Origin of the sequence: Metabacillus indicus (genome assembly GCF_046603695.1) — a bacterium.
Lineage (GTDB): Bacteria > Bacillota > Bacilli > Bacillales > Bacillaceae > Bacillus_P > Bacillus_P indicus.
This window is the reverse complement of the sequence record NZ_CP176757.1, coordinates 2,028,256-2,048,047: the sequence shown is the minus strand read 5'-3', so window position 1 is coordinate 2,048,047 and position 19,792 is coordinate 2,028,256. Positions and strand designations below refer to the sequence as shown.

Annotated in this window: 21 protein-coding genes and 1 riboswitch; of the genes, 18 read left to right on the top strand and 3 right to left on the bottom strand. The window is 45.7% G+C overall.

Annotated features, from left to right (window positions below):
* Window positions 1-52 precede the first annotated feature (52 nt).
* Window positions 53-838 (top strand): phosphatidate cytidylyltransferase, encoded by a 786-nt coding sequence (locus ACK1LH_RS10260; RefSeq protein WP_029281018.1) that lies wholly within the window; start codon window positions 53-55, stop codon window positions 836-838.
* Window positions 839-900: 62 nt separating this feature from the next.
* On the opposite strand, the gene ACK1LH_RS10255 is transcribed toward ACK1LH_RS10260, so the two are convergent.
* The gene (locus ACK1LH_RS10255) at window positions 901-2,022 is read right to left on the bottom strand and encodes an NAD(P)/FAD-dependent oxidoreductase (RefSeq protein WP_203290211.1); all 1,122 of its coding nucleotides are present in this window, start codon (window positions 2,020-2,022) and stop codon (window positions 901-903) included.
* Window positions 2,023-2,119: 97 nt separating this feature from the next.
* Here ACK1LH_RS10255 and ACK1LH_RS10250 point away from each other — a divergent pair, with 97 nt between their 5' ends.
* Window positions 2,120-3,073, top strand: coding sequence for a VCBS repeat-containing protein (locus ACK1LH_RS10250; protein WP_411335039.1), 954 nt, complete (start codon window positions 2,120-2,122; stop codon window positions 3,071-3,073).
* A gap of 455 nt (window positions 3,074-3,528) precedes the next feature.
* Here the strand turns inward: ACK1LH_RS10250 and ACK1LH_RS10245 are convergent, their stop codons facing one another.
* Window positions 3,529-3,978: a cupredoxin domain-containing protein gene (locus tag ACK1LH_RS10245; RefSeq protein WP_411335038.1), complete on the bottom strand. Its 450-nt coding sequence runs from the start codon at window positions 3,976-3,978 to the stop codon at window positions 3,529-3,531.
* A 110-nt stretch (window positions 3,979-4,088) separates the two neighbouring features.
* On the bottom strand, window positions 4,089-4,361 hold the full coding sequence (locus ACK1LH_RS10240; protein ID WP_029281025.1) for a hypothetical protein: 273 nt from the start codon (window positions 4,359-4,361) through the stop codon (window positions 4,089-4,091).
* 200 nt (window positions 4,362-4,561) lie between these two features.
* On the opposite strand from ACK1LH_RS10240, the gene ACK1LH_RS10235 reads away from it, so the two are divergent.
* The 16 genes from ACK1LH_RS10235 to ACK1LH_RS10160 all read left to right on the top strand — a co-directional run bounded on the left by ACK1LH_RS10235 (window position 4,562) and on the right by ACK1LH_RS10160 (window position 19,767).
* Entirely contained in the window at window positions 4,562-5,812 is a 1,251-nt protein-coding gene (locus ACK1LH_RS10235; RefSeq protein ID WP_411335037.1) for a M20 family metallo-hydrolase, read from the top strand.
* An 85-nt stretch (window positions 5,813-5,897) separates the two neighbouring features.
* Complete coding sequence (locus tag ACK1LH_RS10230) at window positions 5,898-6,584, top strand: diphthine--ammonia ligase (protein WP_411335035.1); 687 nt, start codon at window positions 5,898-5,900, stop codon at window positions 6,582-6,584.
* A 45-nt stretch (window positions 6,585-6,629) separates the two neighbouring features.
* A riboswitch (cobalamin riboswitch) is annotated at window positions 6,630-6,814 on the top strand.
* A 122-nt stretch (window positions 6,815-6,936) separates the two neighbouring features.
* Complete coding sequence (locus tag ACK1LH_RS10225) at window positions 6,937-7,485, top strand: cob(I)yrinic acid a,c-diamide adenosyltransferase (RefSeq protein ID WP_411335033.1); 549 nt, start codon at window positions 6,937-6,939, stop codon at window positions 7,483-7,485.
* Window positions 7,486-7,516: 31 nt separating this feature from the next.
* The gene (locus ACK1LH_RS10220) at window positions 7,517-8,986 is read left to right on the top strand and encodes a cobyric acid synthase (RefSeq protein WP_411335032.1); all 1,470 of its coding nucleotides are present in this window, start codon (window positions 7,517-7,519) and stop codon (window positions 8,984-8,986) included.
* Window positions 8,987-8,991: 5 nt separating this feature from the next.
* On the top strand, window positions 8,992-10,041 hold the full coding sequence (gene cobT / locus ACK1LH_RS10215; RefSeq protein ID WP_029565696.1) for a nicotinate-nucleotide--dimethylbenzimidazole phosphoribosyltransferase: 1,050 nt from the start codon (window positions 8,992-8,994) through the stop codon (window positions 10,039-10,041).
* 26 nt (window positions 10,042-10,067) lie between these two features.
* Entirely contained in the window at window positions 10,068-11,042 is a 975-nt protein-coding gene (locus ACK1LH_RS10210; RefSeq protein ID WP_029281039.1) for an ABC transporter substrate-binding protein, read from the top strand.
* A gap of 13 nt (window positions 11,043-11,055) precedes the next feature.
* On the top strand, window positions 11,056-12,066 hold the full coding sequence (locus ACK1LH_RS10205; protein ID WP_081870185.1) for a FecCD family ABC transporter permease: 1,011 nt from the start codon (window positions 11,056-11,058) through the stop codon (window positions 12,064-12,066).
* 16 nt (window positions 12,067-12,082) lie between these two features.
* A complete protein-coding gene (locus tag ACK1LH_RS10200) occupies window positions 12,083-13,393 on the top strand; it encodes an ABC transporter ATP-binding protein (RefSeq protein WP_051827101.1) in 1,311 nt (436 codons plus the stop codon).
* Window positions 13,377-14,339 carry an adenosylcobinamide-phosphate synthase CbiB gene (gene cbiB, locus ACK1LH_RS10195; protein ID WP_029565694.1) on the top strand — a complete coding sequence of 321 codons (963 nt, stop codon included), beginning with the start codon at window positions 13,377-13,379 and terminating at the stop codon, window positions 14,337-14,339. Before ACK1LH_RS10200 ends, cbiB begins: the two co-directional genes overlap by 17 nt.
* Window position 14,340: 1 nt before the next feature.
* Window positions 14,341-15,405 (top strand): threonine-phosphate decarboxylase, encoded by a 1,065-nt coding sequence (locus ACK1LH_RS10190; protein WP_029281046.1) that lies wholly within the window; start codon window positions 14,341-14,343, stop codon window positions 15,403-15,405.
* Complete coding sequence (locus tag ACK1LH_RS10185; protein WP_411335030.1) at window positions 15,399-15,956, top strand: bifunctional adenosylcobinamide kinase/adenosylcobinamide-phosphate guanylyltransferase; 558 nt, start codon at window positions 15,399-15,401, stop codon at window positions 15,954-15,956. Before ACK1LH_RS10190 ends, ACK1LH_RS10185 begins: the two co-directional genes overlap by 7 nt.
* Complete coding sequence (cobS, locus tag ACK1LH_RS10180) at window positions 15,953-16,711, top strand: adenosylcobinamide-GDP ribazoletransferase (protein ID WP_411335029.1); 759 nt, start codon at window positions 15,953-15,955, stop codon at window positions 16,709-16,711. The genes ACK1LH_RS10185 and cobS overlap by 4 nt, the downstream gene beginning before the upstream one ends.
* Window positions 16,663-17,280, top strand: coding sequence for a histidine phosphatase family protein (locus ACK1LH_RS10175; protein WP_411335028.1), 618 nt, complete (start codon window positions 16,663-16,665; stop codon window positions 17,278-17,280). Before cobS ends, ACK1LH_RS10175 begins: the two co-directional genes overlap by 49 nt.
* On the top strand, window positions 17,232-17,636 hold the full coding sequence (locus ACK1LH_RS10170; protein WP_029281054.1) for a bifunctional adenosylcobinamide kinase/adenosylcobinamide-phosphate guanylyltransferase: 405 nt from the start codon (window positions 17,232-17,234) through the stop codon (window positions 17,634-17,636). Before ACK1LH_RS10175 ends, ACK1LH_RS10170 begins: the two co-directional genes overlap by 49 nt.
* A 205-nt stretch (window positions 17,637-17,841) precedes the next feature.
* A complete protein-coding gene (locus tag ACK1LH_RS10165; protein ID WP_411335026.1) occupies window positions 17,842-19,119 on the top strand; it encodes an MFS transporter in 1,278 nt (425 codons plus the stop codon).
* Between the two features lie 123 nt (window positions 19,120-19,242).
* Window positions 19,243-19,767 (top strand): SRPBCC domain-containing protein, encoded by a 525-nt coding sequence (locus ACK1LH_RS10160; RefSeq protein WP_411335024.1) that lies wholly within the window; start codon window positions 19,243-19,245, stop codon window positions 19,765-19,767.
* Window positions 19,768-19,792: the final 25 nt, after the last annotated feature.

Below are 19,792 nucleotides of genomic sequence, written 5' to 3'. Positions count from 1 at the left end.
CTTTATAGTACAATCAATTAATGGAAAAAAAGATAAGGAAGTGTAGCAAAGAATGAAAGAACGTGTGATTACAGGCATCATTATCTTAATTCTGTTCATGATTCCCTTTTATGTAGGGGCATTCTGGTTTACTTATTTGGCACTGATTTTGGCCATTATCGCCTTTCATGAATTAACGACCATTATCAAAATCAGAAAGTACGGCACGAAGTATTTTGTGGGGATTATCGGGATTGTCCTTTTGTTCCTGCCGCTGCTGCCGTTTCTGAATGTGACATTTGAAATCATTCAGATTAAAGTGCTGCTGGCACTGGTCTTGTTTTTCTTAACCTCAACCATCTTTAACATTGAATATTCCATTGAAAAAGCAGGCACGCTCCTGATAGGTGTTCTCTACATCGGATTTGGATTTGTGTTTTTAGCTGAGGCAAGAATTGATGAAGGCTTGATTTGGACGCTTGCAGTACTGATTTCGATCTGGGCAACGGATTCAGGCGCCTATTTTGTCGGAAGAAAATTTGGCAAACGTAAACTTGCGCCAAACGTGAGCCCGAATAAAACCATCGAAGGGTCTGTCGGAGGAATTATCATTGCTCTTATCATTGGTCTTGTTATGCAGGCAAGTTTCCATCCATTTGCTTCTTACGGAGAAACGCTTCTGCTGATTTTCATCGTTTCCATTGCCGGTCAGGTAGGAGATCTTGTCGAATCTGCTTTGAAGCGCCACTTTAAAGTGAAGGATTCCGGAAAGCTTCTTCCGGGTCATGGCGGCATTCTTGATCGTCTTGACAGCTGGATCTTTGTTTTCATCGGTTTGAAGCTGGTAGGTCTGATCTAAAAAAAGCGATAAAAAAATGAATCCCCCAAGCAGTCGATTATGACTTTTTGGGGGATTTTTTTTCACTCTTCCAATGCACCCGTAATTGGATAATCCGCTAAATCGATTTCAGGTTCTAAACCAAGAGCAAGTCTTGCAAGCTCAAGCCCGAGGTATGGACCCATCGTCAGTCCTGATGCCCCTAAACCATTTGCGACAATGAGACCGGACCATTCAGGAATCCGCCCGATAACAGGCAAGAACCCGGGGGTAAACGGCCTGAAGCCGGTTCTTGCTTCGAGAAATGTGCCTTCTTCAAGTCCTGGAGCGACATTAAGGGCTTTTGAAAAAACATCAAGCATTCCTCCCGCTGTCACTCTTGTATCATAACCTTTCACATCATCCTCATGTGTGGCTCCTGCCACAATCCTCCCATCATCAAAAGCAAGAAGATAATGGTTGGCGGGGGGCATAAGAACAGGCCAGTCTGAAGTGTGTTCTGCTTCCATTTTAAAATGAGCAATCTGCGCTTTCTGATAGCTAACCTGAAAATGGATGCCGAGGGGCTGAAGCACTTGATTCGCCCAGGCTCCCGCACAGACAATGATTTCGTCGGCTTCAATTGCTTCTTCCTTTACACGTGCTCCTGTTACCTTGCCTTGCTGAAAGATAAGGGCAGCATCGCCACTAATAAGCTTTGCACCGTTTTTCTGAGCAGCATGAAGTAACGCATCTCTTAATGCTCTGCCGTCTACCCGTGCCGCCCCTTCTACATGAACAGATGAATACTCTTCTGAGAGAAGAGGGAACTTCTCTTTTGTTTCTTCTTTTGTCAGCGGGATAAGTTCACCGATTTCAGGAGCATCCTGTTTTCTTTTTTCCGTACGCACGATGATTTTCTCCATTTTTTCAGGGTCCTGCTGAAGAACGAGAGCTCCTACGCGCTTATAGCCAGTACCGGTTTCACCGTCCTCCTCGAGTGCATCAATCAGCTCGGGATAATAGCGGGCACCCTTTTTGACAAGCTGATACCAGGCTTTGTTACGTCTTTGTGAAACCCAGGGACAGACAATGCCTGCAGCTGCATCTGTTGCCTGACCTGCATCTTTCCGGTCGATTATCGTCACTTGCGCTCCAAGCTTTGTTAAATGATAAGCTGCCGATGCACCTAAAATACCTGCACCGATCACAACGATCTTTTTCATATAAATCTCATCCTTTGCGTCATTTCCACTTATGTACCTATCTCATTATAAAAGAGCATAGGATAAAGTATCAAATCTGAAAAAAGCGGGGTGCAGCATGTATCAAGCTGACTATACTGCGATTGTTCTCCCATTTCTGCCTTTGGGCGCCTGCGTGCTCGAAATATCTGAACCAGCTATGCGGAAGGCAGTGATTGCCGCTGACTTTGATGGCGACCATGCTCTGGAAGTTGCAGCCGCCTATAGACTCTACAACGATGATTATGTGCTCGTATTGAAACATGGAGCTAATGGCTGGTTTCCAGCAGGATACTTTCAGGGGAGAAGCCGTTATTTCAAGGACTTTTACAAAGAAGAAGCAAGATTTGTTGCTGCAGAAGCAGTTGGGGATGTCACCGGAGACGGCATACCGGATACCGTCTTTCTGACAGCATCACAAACACCGGACAGTCCGTTTTTGCAAAACATCACCCTCAATATAAGAAACGGCGCCACGGGAAAAGTTCAGAAAATCCCGCTAAAAGAAAACGCAGGATATGATCCAACCATATTTCTGGGAGATTTCACGGGAGATAAAAAAGACGATATTCTTATCATCATTAATACCGGGGGAAGCGGAGGCATCATCCATGCATATATTTACACCTATGAAAACGGACAATACAAACTGATTTTCGATGATGAATCATTCAACAAATCGAACACCTATACAGTTACTTACCTTGATCATTTTAAAGCAAAGGTAACAAGCGCAAATCCGCCAAAAAAGTATCTGCTCGATCTTCAGTATAAAGGCAAAGAATATTTGAGCGAGATCTACAACAGCGACGGGACGCTGAAAGAACCTGTTGAGGGGTGGGTCGCCCCGCTTTCAGGACTGTACCCTGTTGATTTTGAGCGCGACGGCATTTACGAACTGGACACCTATCAGAACATCGCAGGCAGATACAGCGCTGATGGTCTGGGGTACATGATGAATGTTCTGAAATGGGACGGCACTGCTTTTAAAACAGACCGGCAGAGCATTGCTGTGTTTGGGGAGGAAACTTAAGAAACGGGGAACCTGCTGTTTGCCTTCTGGAGACAGATAAATGTTGCAGCACTTATGTGACTCCTTGTAACTGAGTTTTTGTTGATAAACTGTTTTTGCTGCACTTACGCGGCTACCTGCAGCTGTGTTTGTGTTATTAAACCAGTTTTGCAGCACTTATGCGGCTTCCTGAAGCCGAGTTTATGTCGTTAAACCAGCTTTGCTGCACTTACGCGGCTTGCCGCAGCTGAGTTTATGTTATTAAACCAGCTTTAGAGCACTTATGTAGCTTCCTGGACCTGAGTTTGTGTTGTTAAATCAGCTATACAGCACTTACGTGGCGGCCCGCTGCTGAGTTTCTGCTGCAAACAATATTCACAGCACTAGCTGAATTGAAAACTCACACAATCGGAACCTGCCGTTTACCTGGAAATAAAAAGAGAGCTGTAGTTTTCGCAGCTCTCTTTTGTGCTGGATTAATCCACAACAATATAAGCAATCATCGGCGCACCCTGGCCATGGCTGGAATGCGTATCGCAAATTAGGCGGTAGGTTCCTTCTTCATCAAATTTTAAAGGTATGACCGCTTTTTCACCTTTTTTGACCACACCTTTTATGTCTGTTCCTTCAATCCTGAAGGGATGCTCCGCGCCATTTACTCCGTGGATGGTCAACGTAACGGCTTCACCTTTTTGAATTGTAATTGAGCCGGGATCAAAACGGTACGCCTCAATTTTTCGCCCGTCATCCGCTTTAGATGTGAATTCTCCGGTCACCATATGGATTTCTGCCTTCTCATCTGCATGCTGGGCGGAAATGACCTCAGCTGCATCCTGATTCAGATAAAACCAGCTTCCGGAGCCAATAACCGCAAAAAGAACAGCAGCAATCACAATCCATTTTTTTCTTATAACTACAAATCTCATATTTTCCCTCCCAGAGCAGTTGATTACCATACTATATGCCCGTCCGGGGGAAACTTGTCTGCTGTTTTTAAGCGCAAAAAAAGGATGTCCGGCCCCAGACATCCTTTTTGTTATTCTTCAGTTAAAAATTCCGGTGAAAACAAGTTATAAGAATCTTCTTCCTCATCAATCTCCCGATAAACTTCAGAGTATGTTCTTCTCCTGCGGTTCAATTCTCTGAATTCAGCTTCAAGGAAATCAGCCTGATCGTGAGAGAGCTTTATCGTGACTTCATTCTTATTTTCATCTGCTGCTTTCAGCAGAACATAACTGTCCGCAAAATGCCTCAGAGTCACATTGCTTAATGTAATTTGCATTTTATCAAGTTCATACCTTGCTTTCATGAAAAGAAGACCTCCAGTGGCCGATATTCGTTATCTCTTATAGTTTATCGGTTTCACCGGAAAAGCACAATAGAACGGCAGAAATGGACAAAGTGTAAGAACTTAGGTTGAATCCTTTTACATTTAGAAAAATGAAAAGAGCTCCGTTTTCCTATAGTATAAAGACAGAATATTCTATTACTTTTAAAGGAGGGTCATACATGCCTGAACAGACACTGACCATCAATAAAACCCGATTAGAAGAAAGAATTCATAAACTCGCTGAAATAGGAAGAATTGGCGAAACCGGAGTTTCAAGGCTCGCATTGTCAAAAGAAGATAAACAGGCAATGGAAACAGTCAAAGGCTGGATGGAGGAAGCAGGCCTTGCCGCACGGATTGATCACTTTGGGAATCTGATTGGCAGGCTTGAGGGAAAAAGAGCTGAAGCACCTGTCCTTATGCTCGGGTCCCATATTGATTCGCAGCCGTATGGCGGAAGATTTGATGGAGTCATCGGTGTTCTAGGGGCAATCGAAGCAGTTCAGACGCTGCAGGAGAATTCAGTTATACCAGATATGCCAATCGAAGTTGCTGCTTTTTGTGATGAAGAGGGAGCGCGATTTAATAAAGGATTATTTGGCGTCAGAGGGATTCTCGGCAAACTGGAAGAGGGAGAACTTGACCGGAAGGATAAAGATGGCATAACACGGCGGGATGCGCTGCTTTCGTTCGGATGTGATCCTGAGCGATTTAAGGAGTCAGAGTACTCTCCTGGAAGCATTTCAGCCTACCTTGAGCTGCACATTGAACAGGGACCGGTTCTGGAAGCGAAGGATGCACCAGTCGGGATTGTAACAGGCATTTCGGGACCGTTATGGCTGACAGTTGAGCTTGAAGGCTTTGCAGGCCACGCCGGTTCAGTGCCAATGCATATGAGACAGGATGCTTTAGTTGGAGCGGCCAAGGTCATAGTTGCCCTGAATGATCTCGCATCAGAAGATCCATCTGCACCTACAGTGGGGACCGTCGGGAGCCTGAAGGTTTTTCCTGATTCACGGAACATCATACCTGAAAAAGTGATGTTTACGGTAGATCTCAGGGATATTCAAATGGAAAGAAGAAATATCATAGAAAATCAGTTGAGAAAACGGCTGCATCTGATCTGCGAGGATCACGGACTGACATATACGGTTTCTGAAGACACAAACAGTGAACCGCGCTATTGCTCGGAGGACATTATGAATACTATGAGGGCAGCGAGCAAGGAGATTGGTCTGGATGCGCCTGAACTGATGAGCGGACCTTTTCATGATGCACTCGCGATGTCTTATGAATGTGATTACGGGATGATTTTTGTCCGCTGCAAAGACGGCATCAGCCATAATCCAAAGGAGTTTTCAACGATGGAAGATATATCGCTTGGAACAGAGCTGCTGTACAGGACAGCCTTAAAATTGGCAGTGAAATAAACAAAGCTGTCTATTTTTCTTTTTGACTAAACATTCTGAACCCATCATAATCAAGGCTATACTCTTGATGGGATGGTGGAAGTGAATGAAAAAGAAAACAGCTGTATCCTGGAGCGGAGGGAAAGACGGATGCATGGCCCTTCATAAACTTGCAGCCGAGGGGCATGAAATCGCATGCCTTATAACGACGGTTCCGGCTGAAACAGGAAGAACATTCGGGCACGGAGAGAAAATAGATGCAATCAAACAGCAAAGTCTAGCGCTTGAAATACCTGTGCATTTCATCTCATGCACCTACGAAAGCTATACGGATCACTTTATCGGTGCGCTGAAAGAGTTGAAGGAACAATACGGCCTGACAAGTATTGCTTTCGGCGATCTGTATTTGGACGAGCACCGGGAGTGGGGCGAAAAAGCTTCTGCAGCAGCGGGCCTTGAACCGCTTTACCCTTTATGGATGAAAAAAGAGAACGCCATATATGCCCTTCAGCAATTTGCCGAAAGCGGATATAAAGCTGCTGTGATTAGAGTAAGGGATGACAAACTTGATCCGTCCTGGCTCGGAATGGAGGTTAATCAGCGATTTATTGACCGCGCCTTAAAAACAGAAATATGCCCTATGGGCGAGGCTGGTGAATACCATACATTCGTCTATGACGGGCCGCTGTTCACAAAGAAAATCGAGGTTACATTCGGGAACGTTCTTCAACTGGAAACGACAAAAAGACTGGAGCTTGAGAAAGCCGTTTTAAGAGAAAAAACAACAACATGAAAAAATCTTGATGACTTTTCCAGTTTTATAGATTACAATGAACAAAAAATATGATTCTTTTAAAGTGCCTGAATACTCAGGATAATAGGGAAGCCGGTGGAAATCCGGCGCAGCCCCCGCTACTGTAAGCGCAGATTGAACTGAATCGCCACTGACTCTAATGTCGGGAAGGCTCAAGTATCAAGATGAAGCGCAAAGCCAGGAGACCTGCTTTAATTGATTTTTGCTTGTTTTTCGGTGGGAAGAACGAGTCAGGAACCCTTGTATGCGTTAGTTCACTATGCTTATTTAGGCCTTGACTGTCTTCAGTCAGGGCCTTTTTATATTGGCAAAAAAGATGGGAGATGGATGTATGGCGATTAAAAACGAAAAAGGAAGAGTACTGGTCTATACAGGCAATGGAAAAGGAAAAACGACAGCAGCAATCGGTCTTGCCGTGCGGGCTGCAGGAAGACAAATGAACGTGTCCATTCTGCAATTTATTAAATCTCCTGAGCGGACTTATGGTGAGAGAGCAATACTGAATGCTCTGCCCGGAGTCAGTATTCAGCAGCTCGGGGCCGGATTTACCTGGACCAAAACACCCGAGATTCACCGGGAAGCTTTAAAAATGGCTTGGATAAAAGCAAAAGAAACCATTCTAAGCGGGGACTCTCATGTTGTCATTCTGGACGAAATCAATAATGCCCTTGCCATTCAGACTTTTCCTGTGGACGATGTTCTTCCTCTTGAAGACGTCATTTGGACCATTCAAAACCGTCCCCCTCATGTCCACCTTGTCCTGACAGGCAGAAACGCCAAAAAGGAAATCAGGGAAATCGCTGATCTCGTCTCTGTGATCGACGTTGAAAAGCATTATTACGATGAAGGTGTCGACGCAATTTATGGAATTGAATATTAAAAGAAATGAGAAGAAAAAGGCGCTTCGACTCATGATTCAGGGGACACATTCCGATGCGGGCAAAAGCATTCTGACAACCGCACTGTGCAGGATTTTCATGCAGGACGGGTATAAAACGGCTCCCTTTAAGTCACAGAACATGTCACTGAATTCATACATAACAAAAGACGGGAAAGAAATCGGCAGAGCACAGGGAATTCAGGCAGAAGCAGCAGGAACAGAAGCTGACACGGATATGAATCCGATTTTAATAAAACCTTCAGGTGAAATGGAATCACAGGTTGTTTTTCACGGCAGACCGTATGCTGTCATGAACGCCTCAGCCTACCGGGAAGACTTTTTCACCCTTGGTCTTAACGCGATTAAAGAATCTCTGCACAACCTAACAAGCAACTATGACGCGGTCGTAATTGAAGGGGCAGGGTCTCCTGCTGAAGTCAATTTAAATGACAGGGAGCTCGTCAACATGCGCGTTGCAGAGATTGCGGATGCCCCTGTTTTACTAGTTGGAGACATCGATAGAGGAGGGGTATTTGCAAGTCTTGTCGGAACGCTCCAGCTTCTTGCGGAAAAAGACCGCAAACGGGTTGCCGGAGTTGTTATCAATAAATTCAGGGGAGATCTTGCCCTTCTTAAACCGGGGCTCCAATGGTTTGAGGAGTACACAGGAATACCCGTTGTTGGTGTTCTCCCGTTTATACCGGACCTTGAAATTGATGGCGAAGACTCTCTCGTCCTCAATCAGTACTCCCAAGGCACAAATCTTGAGGGAGATTTGGATGTTGCAGTTCTTGCCTACCCAAGACTGTCTAATTTTACAGATATCGATCCTCTTAGACTGGAGCCTGATGTGAATATCCGCTTTGTCAGAAAAGCCTCTGCATTTGGCCGGCCTGATCTTATTGTCCTGCCAGGCAGTAAAAACACAGCTGAAGACCTTCATTTTTTAAAAGAGACCGGACTTTTTGACAAAGTGCTGTCTGCTTATAAAAATGGAACCCATATCATCGGGATATGCGGCGGGTATCAAATGATGGGAGAAAAACTGTCTGATCCAGTAGGCGTCGAATCCGGCATTATAGAACAGGACGGGCTTGCCATTTTCCCTGTGTCAACTGTCCTGTATGCGGATAAGAAAACCATTCGGACGGAAGGACCTTGTGCCGTCTCAGGATATGAAGACCTTACTCTTTCAGGTTACGAGATTCACATGGGACAAACTTTGCTGTCTGATGCTCCTTCACCATTTTCAATCCAGAAAGGGACCGGTGAAGGGTACACAAAAGGTCACGCAATGGGAACTTATTTGCACGATGTGTTTCACAACGACGCATTCAGATGGCGCTTTTTGAACAGGCTCCGGAGCAAAAAAGGGCTGCAGCCGATTGAGCGCTCGCTCTTCTTTCGCGAATTGAAAGAAAGAGAATTTGACAGGCTTGCAGATCATGTAAGAGCTGCATTGGATTTAGATAGAATCTATGAAATCATGAAAAGGAGGTGAAAAAAATGATTGATGTTTATCAGATTATTGATGCGATAAAACCGTTAGACAAAGCAAAGGGACAGGAGGCAGAAGCATACATAAACACACTGACCAAACCTTTACAAAGTCTCGGTGAAATTGAACGATTAGCCGTACAGTTAGCAGAAATGACAGGAGAAGTAAAACCCGATGTTTCACCTCCTGGCGTGATTGTCTTTGCAGCGGACCATGGGATTGCTGAAGAAGGCATCTCTGCTTATCCGCAGGAAGTGACAGGTCAAATGGTCAGAAATTTTTTAGCAGGCGGAGCTGCAATTAATGTGTTCACAAAGCGCGTAAACGGACTCCTTGAAATCGTGGACGCAGGCGTTAAAGCAGACATACCCGGTGTAAGAACCGAGAAAATCGGATACGGCACAAAAAATTTCGCAGCTGAGCCTGCCATGTCGCGAAAAGATGCACTTAGGAGCATTCAAATGGGAATGAGGCTCGCGGAAGAAACCATTGAAAGGGGCGCAAAGCTGCTGATTCCCGGTGAAATGGGCATCGGCAACACAACTTCGAGCAGCGCCATTTCAGCTGCCCTGACCGGAATCAAACCGGAAGATCTGACTGGAAGAGGAACAGGCATTGATTCGAAACAAATTTCGTTTAAATCAGAGATCATCCGCAGGGCGCTCGAGCTTCACAGGCCGAATCCAAATGACCCGCTGGATGTTCTTTCAAAGGTTGGCGGATTTGAAATCGGCGCAATGGCAGGAGCCATGCTCTTTGCAGCTTACCGCAGGATTCCTGTTCTGCTCGATGGCTTCATTTGCACGACTGCAGCTCTATTGGCAGCACATTTAACGGAACATGCTAAGGATTATATGATTGCAGGACACCTGTCGGTTGAACCTGGGCACCTTTTAATTTTGGACAGGCTGGGCAAAAAACCGCTTGTTTCAATGGGACTGCGGCTTGGAGAAGGGACCGGGGCTGCCCTTGTTTTCCCTTTTGTCCAGGCAGCATCAGACATGGTTAAGAACATGGCCACGTTTGATTCTGCAGGTGTTTCAAAAGAACATATTTAAAAAATTGAATAAAGGCGGAAAAACCTATGAAATTACCTACATATTTTACTCGAATAACCCTGATCCTGATGCTTCTTGCAGGCATCCTTTCTGGCTGTGCACAAGGAGACCAAACACAGCCTGCCGGCACAAAGAAAGAGCAGGCTGAAAAAAGTGAAGCTTCTTTTCCAGTAACGGTCACAGATGATGCAGGAAATGAAATAACCTTAGAGGAAAAGCCGGAGAAAATCGTGTCCCTGCTTCCGAGCACGACGGAAATCCTTTTCGCTCTTGGACTCGGGGATGAAATTGTCGGAGTATCCGACTATGACAATTATCCGGAAGCAGCTGCACAAAAAGAAAAAGTCGGTGCCCAGGACATGAATGCTGAAAAAATCATTGCCCTTCAGCCTGATATCGCATTTTTGCAGGATTACCATGCACAAAATCACGGCGAAATCATCAAGCAGTATGAAGCTGCGGGCATAAAGGTTTTCATCGTTGGTTCACAGACTTCATTTGATCAAGTTTACACGGCTATCAGAACTATCGGAAAAGCAACAGACACGCTGGATAAGGCAGACAGCATCATAAATGATATGGACAAGAAAGTTGCTTCCATAAAAGAAAAAGCCAAAGAGGTAAAAGATCCGAAACGCGTCTGGATTGAAGTGTCGCCTCAGCCTGAGATCTACACGACAGGCAAAGGAACCTTTATGAACGAAATGCTTGAGATGATCGGCGCAGAGAACGTAGCGGCTTCTGAAGAAGGCTGGGTCAAAATGGATGAAGAGAAGATCGTCAGCAGCAATCCGGATACCATCATCACAACGTATGGCTACTATGTTGAAAACCCAGCAGAGCAAGTTCTTTCAAGAAGCGGGTGGAACTCCATTAAAGCCGTTCAGTCGAAACAAGTGTTTGATGTAAACAGTGACCTGGTCACCCGTCCGGGACCTCGTCTTGCGGATGGAGCTGAAGAGCTTGGCAGACTTATCTATCCAGACATCTTCAAGAAATAGAAATTGGCTCTTGATGATAGGCGCTGTCTGCTTTGCAGCATGCAGCATCCTTTTAGGAGTTTTGGCTGGGGCGGTTCAAGTGACCGTCCCTGATATTTTAAACATTCTTGCCGGCAAGATCTTTCATGTACCTCTTTATAACGGGGAGCAGAGCACAGAAATGATTATCTGGGAAATCAGGTTTTCAAGAGTGCTTCTTGCCTTTTTTGTTGGAGCCTCTCTTTCGTTGGCGGGAGCGGCTTTCCAGGGGCTGCTGCAGAACCCGCTTGCAGATCCTTATACAATCGGTGTTTCGTCAGGAGCTTCGCTCGGGGCAGTCATCATTATCTTTTTCCAAATTCAGCTGACGGTTTTAGGCCATTTTACGCTCCCGGTCATAGCTGTCCTTTTCGGAATGATCACGCTGCTCATTGTTTTTGCTCTCACCCAGCTGGCAAGCGGAAAGCTGACGAATGAAACCATTATCCTTGCAGGCATTATTGTTTCTTCCTTTATCAGTGCCTTTATCTCGCTGCTAATCGCGCTTGTTCCGCGTGAGGACATCAGTCAAATTCTCTATTGGATCATGGGAAGTGTCTCAATGAGAGGATGGGGGCATGTTCAGCTGATTTTCCCCTTTTTTATAATAGGTGCACTGATCATCCTCTATCATTACAGGGAACTGAACAATCTGGCACTTGGCGAGCAGTCTGCGCAGTTTGCCGGGATGAATGTAAAAACGAAAAAAACGATTATTTTAATAGCCGCGTCGATCCTTACAGGGAGCGCCGTTGCTGTTTCCGGGGCCATCAGCTTTGTCGGTCTTGTGATTCCTCATCTCGTCAGACTGCTTGCAGGGCCAAACCACCGGCACGTTCTCCCGCTGTCTATGCTGATTGGCGGCGGATATCTGGTGCTTGCGGATTTGCTTGCAAGATCCATCATTTCACCGAAGGAGCTGCCGATCGGTGTGATCACAGCCCTGATCGGCTCACCCATCTTTACCTTTTTGCTGGTGAAGAACCGGAGACAAAAGCACGGATGAGAAAGGAGGAGGCTCTATGCTGCAAGTGAAAAACCTTTCAGGGGGCTATGATGCTAAAAAAACAGTCATCCATGATCTTTCCTTCACCATTAAGAAAGGTGATTTCTTAGCGCTGGCAGGACCAAACGGCAGCGGAAAGACGACGGTGATCCGCTTGATCATGGGAGCGCTGCCTGTAAGAAATGGCGCCATCTTTTTAGATGGAAAAAAGCTTTCCTCCTACTCGCAAAAGGAACTTGCAAGAAAAACGGCCGTCATGACGCAGGAAAATCAATCTGGGCTCGATTTCACTGCAGAGGAAATCGTGATGCTCGGAAGATACCCACATCAAAAAGGGATGTTTTTTAAAGAACATTCTGATGCAGACAGGAAAGCGGCGGAAAAAGCGATGAGACAGACGGCTGTCTGGCCGTACAGAAATAGACCCTTTCATGCGTTAAGCGGCGGAGAAAAACAGCGGGTGCTTCTCGCAAAAGCTCTCGCCCAGGAGCCTGAGCTTCTGCTGCTCGATGAGCCGACAAATCATCTGGATATAAAACACACAAAGGAGCTTCTTGAACTGCTGAAAACACTGCAGAAGGAAATGAGCCTGACCATTTTGGCCATCCTTCACGACTTGAATCTTGCCTCGCTTTATGCGGATCAAATTGCCTTGCTTAATCGGGGGGTGCTTGCAGGATGCTACGACGGACTGAAAAAAGAAAATGAGCAAACATTCTCTGATGTTTATGACCTTTCTCTTCACTTTTCGTCCCATCCTGCTGCTCCAAAGCCGCATATTACCTTATCGCCGGATTACCTGCAAGGAAAACGGAGTGATTTGCTTTCGGCGCTGCATATTGACCAGGGAACTCCGCCAATCATCACGATGGAACAGCCATTTCGAATGCTGACAACAGGACCAAAAGGCAGCGGCCTGCACTGGTCCAGCCGCCTGGAAGTAAACAGCGGACAGAAAGAAACAGCCGCACAGCTTATCCTGTGGTCACTTGGAAACAACATTTTCATCTGCAATCATAACAGGATCCCTGATCATTTTATTAAAAATGAGTCGATGAACACGTTTTTCATCATCCTTTCCTATTCGGACAGCATCCTGAGTGCAGCCCTTTTAACAGATGCTCCAGTCAGCGACAGCGGACTAATAAATCTCACCCTTAAGATGAATGCCGGGATGACAAGACTGTTTCCGAATGCAGAGCCTGAGCTTGCGGCAGGAGCTTATAGCAGCAGCAAACCGGATGACCCTTCCGTCATGGAGGCTGCTGATGCGCTGATCATGAAGGCTCTGAAAAGACTGGAGAATTCCTTTGCAGCCATTTGCTGAACATACTCTATTACTGGTGGCAGGGAGCGTGCTGCTGGATTTGATCATCGGAGATCCTAAATGGCTGCCTCATCCGGTCGTTCTTTTTGGAAAGATCATCCGCAAAGCAGAGAGGATCCTGAACAAAGGTTACTGGAAAAAAGGAAAAGGAATGTTGCTTGCCCTTTGTCTGCCTGCAGCGGTATTTATCACAGCCATGTTTCTCCTGAAGTGGCTTTATTCCATCCACTGCGCAGCAGGCTTATGTGCAGAGGTTTATTTGATTTCTACAACTATGGCGATTAAAGGACTGAAGACAGCTGCACTGGAGGTTTATAAGCCTCTTGCAGAAGGCAATCTTTCAAAAGCTCGGAAAAAACTGAGCGAAATCGTGGGAAGAGATACTGCCGATTTGCCTTCAGGTGAAATCACAAGAGGAGCGGCGGAAACAGTAGCCGAAAACACAGTTGATGCGATCATAAGTCCTCTTGTATTCGCTATTGTTGGCGGAGCACCGCTTGCCCTTGCCTACAGAGCGGTTAATACCCTCGATTCAATGGTTGGCTACAAAAATGAGAGATACCGTGATTTTGGGTTTGGTTCCGCAAGACTTGATGATCTTATGAATCTTCTGCCAGCAAGACTATGCGCCTTTTGCATGTGGGCAGGCAGTTTTTTTATCAGGGGAATGAAAAGACGAAACGGCTGGCATATCACATGGAGGGATGCCAAAAAGCATCCAAGTCCAAACAGCGGCTGGCCGGAGGCGATGACTGCAGGACTGCTGGGCATTCAGCTTGGAGGAAGGAATACGTATTCAGGAGCGGTTTCACATCGTGCAAAGCTCGGTGATGCGCAGACAAGTCTTTTGCCCGTCCACATCAAACAATCAATACAAATAATGAACGGCGCATGGGTTGTGTTTCTTGCAATCTATCTGTGCTTGTTCATGTTAAGGAGGATATAATATGTGGCCTCAGCATGGGGGGAATTCAACTGCCATTCAGAATCTGCTGACAATGAAAGGAATTGACGAAGGCAGCGATTTGCTTGATTTCAGCGCCAATCTAAATCCGCTTGGCATCCCTGACACCGTCCTGCAATCCATGCAGAAAAGCCTTCTTAAAAAAAGCTCAGTATATCCTGACCCTGCTTATATAGAGGAACGGGGAATTCTTGCTTCTATTGAAGACGTAAAGACGGAAAATATTTGGCTTGCAAACGGCGGGGCAGAAGCTATTTTCTTAGTTGCCCATATGTTTAAAGGGAAGAGGGCCGGCATCTTTCAGCCGGCCTTCAGCGAGTATGAGCGGGCATGCCGGATCCATCAGCTTCACATAAAACACTTCAGCTATGAGGATCTAATAGAATCTGAAGCTTTCATACAGGATACCGACTTATTATTTCTATGCCGTCCTAATAATCCCACAGGAGAAATGCTTCCTGAAGATAAGATTGTCAGATTGCTTGAAACAGCAAAACAAGCGGGTCAATATATAGTCGTTGATGAAGCTTTTGTTCATTTTTCGGGCTCCAGCCTTGCTCATTTACTGGGAGCATTTCCAAACCTCATCCTCTTGAGGTCACTGACCAAAATCTTTGCCGTTCCTGGCATCAGGCTCGGTTATGTGCTTGCTCACGAGCAAATCATACGAAAGCTCGAGTCCCTTTCAGTCCCCTGGAGCGTCAATGCTATGGCTCTTTCGGTCATACATGCGCTGCCGGATACAAAGGACTTCCTGATTGCAGCTAAAGAATGGCTCGCGGAAGAATGGCAGTACGTAAGAAATGAACTCCTGAAAATGAAGTTCCAAGTGTCTGATACAACTGTCAATTTCTATTTGCTGCGTGATCCGCTCCTTCAGAATCACGAACAGCTTCTGCTTTTTCTAGCAGGAGAAGGAATACTTGTGCGGCACACCGTTAATTTCCCGCTGATTGAAGGCAGCGCTATAAGGCTGGCTGTCCGGACGAGAGAGGAAAACATGGTTTTGCTTAAAGCGTTAAGAAAATGGAGAAATGCGTCATGCTGACATTTATTTCAGGAGGTGCTCGCTCAGGAAAAAGCAGGCTGGCCGAACAAATGGCAGCGGACGCCGCAGGGGACATGAAGCCATTTTATATAGCCACTGCAAGGAAAAGCGAAATGCCTGAACGCATTTCCATTCATCAGCTGGACAGAGGAAACAGGTGGGTAACAATCGAGGAGCCGCTGTACATAGACGCGGCAGCCGAAAGACTTCCCGATTCTGCAGTTGTATTGATTGACTGCCTGACGGTCTGGACAAGCAATGGCATGTTTTCAGAGCAGTTGTCTACCGCTGAGACAACTGCCTGTTTCAAAAACCTGCTGAGCATCTCTAAGCGAAAAAATCTTCATCTGTTTTTAGTATCAAATGATGTAAACGAAGGAATCCCTTTAAAAAACAGAGTTGCAGACCACTATATTCAATGTCTTGAGTCGGTTCATAAACTAGCCGTCCATGCAGCGGATAATGTTTATGAAGCCGTATGCGGCCTGCCTGTTGTCTGGAAGAAAGATGGTCATTACCCTGAAGGGGTCTGGGGAGGAAATAATCAATGAAACAAGTTTTTTATGGGGGAATTCTTGCTCTGCAGTTTCTGACAAGAATTCCCCTCAGGATCGAGTGCGGCATGGATGAAAAAACACTAAAGTGGGCTCTGCGTTTTTTTCCTGGTTCGGGGCTAGTCATAGGAGCCTGCATGTTTGTGCTTTTTCAGCTGCTGAACGATATCCTGCCTGCGTCCATGCTGTCACTTTTGCTGATCAGTGTCTGGGTTTACTTATCAGGCGGCCTTCATCTTGACGGCGTTATGGACGTTGCAGACGCAGCGGGATCAAATGGAGATGTTGAGAAGAAGAGAGAGATTTTAAAAGATTCACGTGCAGGCAGTTTTGCCGTTCTGGCCGTGATTTTTTTATTGGGCTGGAAATGGATTTTTGTGCACAATTTGCTCCTCATTGACCATTTTGGAATCTATCTGATTGTCATTCCCATGCTGTCACGACTTCAGGTATTAATGCATCTGTATGGGTTTAAAGCTTTTCAGACTGGCGGAATGGCTTCTTTTTGGAAACAGCATCTCTCCATGAAAGAACTGATCATTGCCGCATGCTGGCTCCTGCCATTTATGGTTTTCAATTGGATATTCTGCATGATGTTTCTGCTGCAGATTCTTTTTTGTTTTCTTTTCGGCCGGTGGTCAGAAAAGCAGTTTCAAGGAATAAACGGAGACACTGCCGGTGCCTCTATTGAGGGGGCAGAGATTTGGAATCTGGGCGTACTGTTCAGCTTTTTCTTATTCGGCATGGTTTGACGCAGTGGAATGCAGAGAGAAGGTATTTAGGACACAGCGACCTCCCGGTGAGCAGCGGTTCTCTGGAGGAGTATATTCAATTAAAAACATTTCTTCATGAATACAGCACTGCAAACGTGTATTCAAGCGACCTCCTCAGGTGCCGGGAGACAGCAGCCTTTCTTTTTCCCCATCAGCCGGTTACATATGATGCACGCCTAAGAGAACTTCATTTCGGAGAATGGGAAGGGAGGACGTATGAAGACTTGAAACACTGCAGCATGTATTCCTCATGGCTCGACAACTGGGAAAGCACCGGCCCTCCAGGCGGAGAAACAGGCGTTTCATTTCAGGATCGGGTGTCGTCTTTTCTAAAAGAATTTCTTGCAGGAAAACCGGATGCAGCAGCAATCGTCACACACGGAGGAGTGATCAGACAGATTGTCTCGTCTTTTCTGAACACGCCTGAATTCTGGCACATCTCAGCACCATTTGGAAAAGCTGTCGCATTAAGGGCGGAAGAAAGGGAGGAGGGATGGACGTGCATCTCATTATCGGAGGAGCCTGCAGCGGGAAAAGAGCTTATGTGAAAAGCAAATGGCCCCATGCAGCGTGGATTACAGCTTACAGCGGGGATTCTTTTCTTGATTGGAAAGAGGCCGATGATGGTCCTCTTGTTCTTGAAGGGTTTGAACAATGGATTGGGACAGAGGATTTGACAGATTTAAAGGCAGTAAGAACACAATACAGCGGACTATTAAATGAACTGCTCCAACGGAAACAAGAAACCATCATCATTATGCTTGAAATCGGTAAAGGGATTGTGCCGGTCTCAGAAAATGAAAGACGCCTGAGAGACGTGAACGGATGGATCCAGCAGGATGCCGCTGCGATATGCACCGATGTTCACAGCGTGTGGCATGGACTTGTAAAAAAGGTAAAATAAGGGCTTTGTCCCTTTTTTTATTTTGAAAAATTTAGTATCTAAACATCATGAGTTTCGTATATAATCTTCATTGTGATTATTCTTTATAAAATCTGAAGGGAGATTAAGACTAAAGCGCGAATAAGTTTGACGTCACTTGTCTTAGCTTCTGCAGAAACGGAAATCATGTAAAAGACTTACATTAAGCTTGAAAGGCATGATAAGTATGGAAAACAGTTTGACTGAAGCAATGCCGGCAAAAGGCACCCCTTCAGGAAATTTATTTAAAAACCGGATCGTTCTTGCAATCATGGGCTCAAATTTCCTGCTGCAGCTTGGAATCTGGATTCGAAACTTTGCCATTTTACTGTATGTAACAGAGCTTACGAATAACGATCCTGTCTATGTGTCGCTTATTTCCATTGCCGAGTTTGCACCAATCTTTATTTTTTCCATCATAGGCGGAACGTTTGCTGACAGATGGAAACCGAAACTGACGATGGTCTGGTGTGACGTGCTGTCCGCTGTATCTATCTTTGTTGTTTTATTGACTCTTATATACGGATCATGGCATGCCATTTTCTTTGCCACGCTCGTTTCCGCCATCCTGTCACAGTTTTCGATGCCTTCAGCGATGAGACTGCTGAAGCAGCACGTTCCTGAAGACCAGCTGCAGTCTGCGATGGCTATTTTCCAGTCATTGATGGCTGTTTTCATGGTAATCGGCCCTGTCATAGGCACCATTGTGTACCAGTCATACGGCATTTACACATCGATTATTGTCATGGGCGTCATGTTTCTGTTGTCAGCTGCTGTCCTGACGTTTTTGCCCCGCGATCTCGAAAAGGTCAAAACGGAGGACGAAACAAGCTTTAAAAAGGAACTTGCAGACGGATTCCGTTATGTCATCGGCAAAAAAGTTCTGACGACAATGGGCGGAGTTTTTGCGGTTTGCGGTCTTGCTGTCGGATTGATTTCACCGCTGATGATTTTTATCACAATTGAAAATCTCGGTCTGACGAAAGACTACCTGCAGTGGCTCATTATGGCCAATGGAATCGGGATGCTTGCCGGCGGGGGAATTGTCATTGCCTTTTCAAAGAAAATTTCACCTCAAAAGCTGCTTGCTTTAGGTATTTTCTCAAGTATGATTTTCACCATCAGCATCGGCTGGTCCACAAGCTTCCCGCTGACAATCGGCCTTCAGCTGCTTAACGGATTTTTCTTCCCGTGCATTCACATCGGCATCAATACGCTGATTTTGAAAAATACAGATGAAGCATTTGTTGGACGCGTGAACGGAGTGCTCAACCCGCTCTTCATGGGGATGATGGTTGCAGGCATGTCGCTGTCGGGCCTCCTGAAGACTCCGCTCAGTCTCTCAGGCGTATATACCGTATCCGGCGTTTTGTTCCTGCTTGGCACGATGCTGATCATGCCGCTGTTCAAACTGAAAGAAGAGAACGTGATTGCCCAGAAGGCCGTTCAAGTAAAAGAAAGCTGATTCATACTTTAAAAAACTCTCTGATCATGGAGGGTTTTTTATTTTGCACATGAATATTTGTGCAGGAATTCGTTTATGCAGCTCGAATGTGAGTAAGGTATGCAACAAAAAGGAGGAATTTCCATGTCAGTAAATAAGAGTGCGGCTTCAGTTGTCTCAAGAGTCGAGGGAAAAGAACTGATTATTGAAAGAATGTTTCAAGCTCCAAGAGAACTTGTTTTCCGAGCATACGCTGAACCTGATCTGCTTGCAGCCTGGTGGGGGCCTAAAGGGTGGGGCACTGCAAACAAACGGTTTGAATTTGAGCCGGGCGGAGTATGGCACTACTGCATGCGCTGCGAAGACAAAGAGCAGGGTGACTTTTACGGTATGGAATCATGGGGAATTGCAACCTACAAAGAAATCTCGGTCCCTGAGAAGATTGTCTATGTGGATGCATTTTCAGATGAAACAGGCGCCGTTTCAGAGCAAATGCCGGAAATGGTCATCACAATGCTTTTTGAAGATCACGGCGATCTCACAAAATTAATTGCTGTGTCAGAATTCGCTACAGAGGAAGAGCTTAAGAAAGTTGCTGAAATGGGCGTTGTTGAAGGGATGTCGTCTCAATTTGAGTGCCTCGATGAATTGCTTGCAACTTTAAAATAAACAGTGTAAAAAGCTGCTGCTGCGG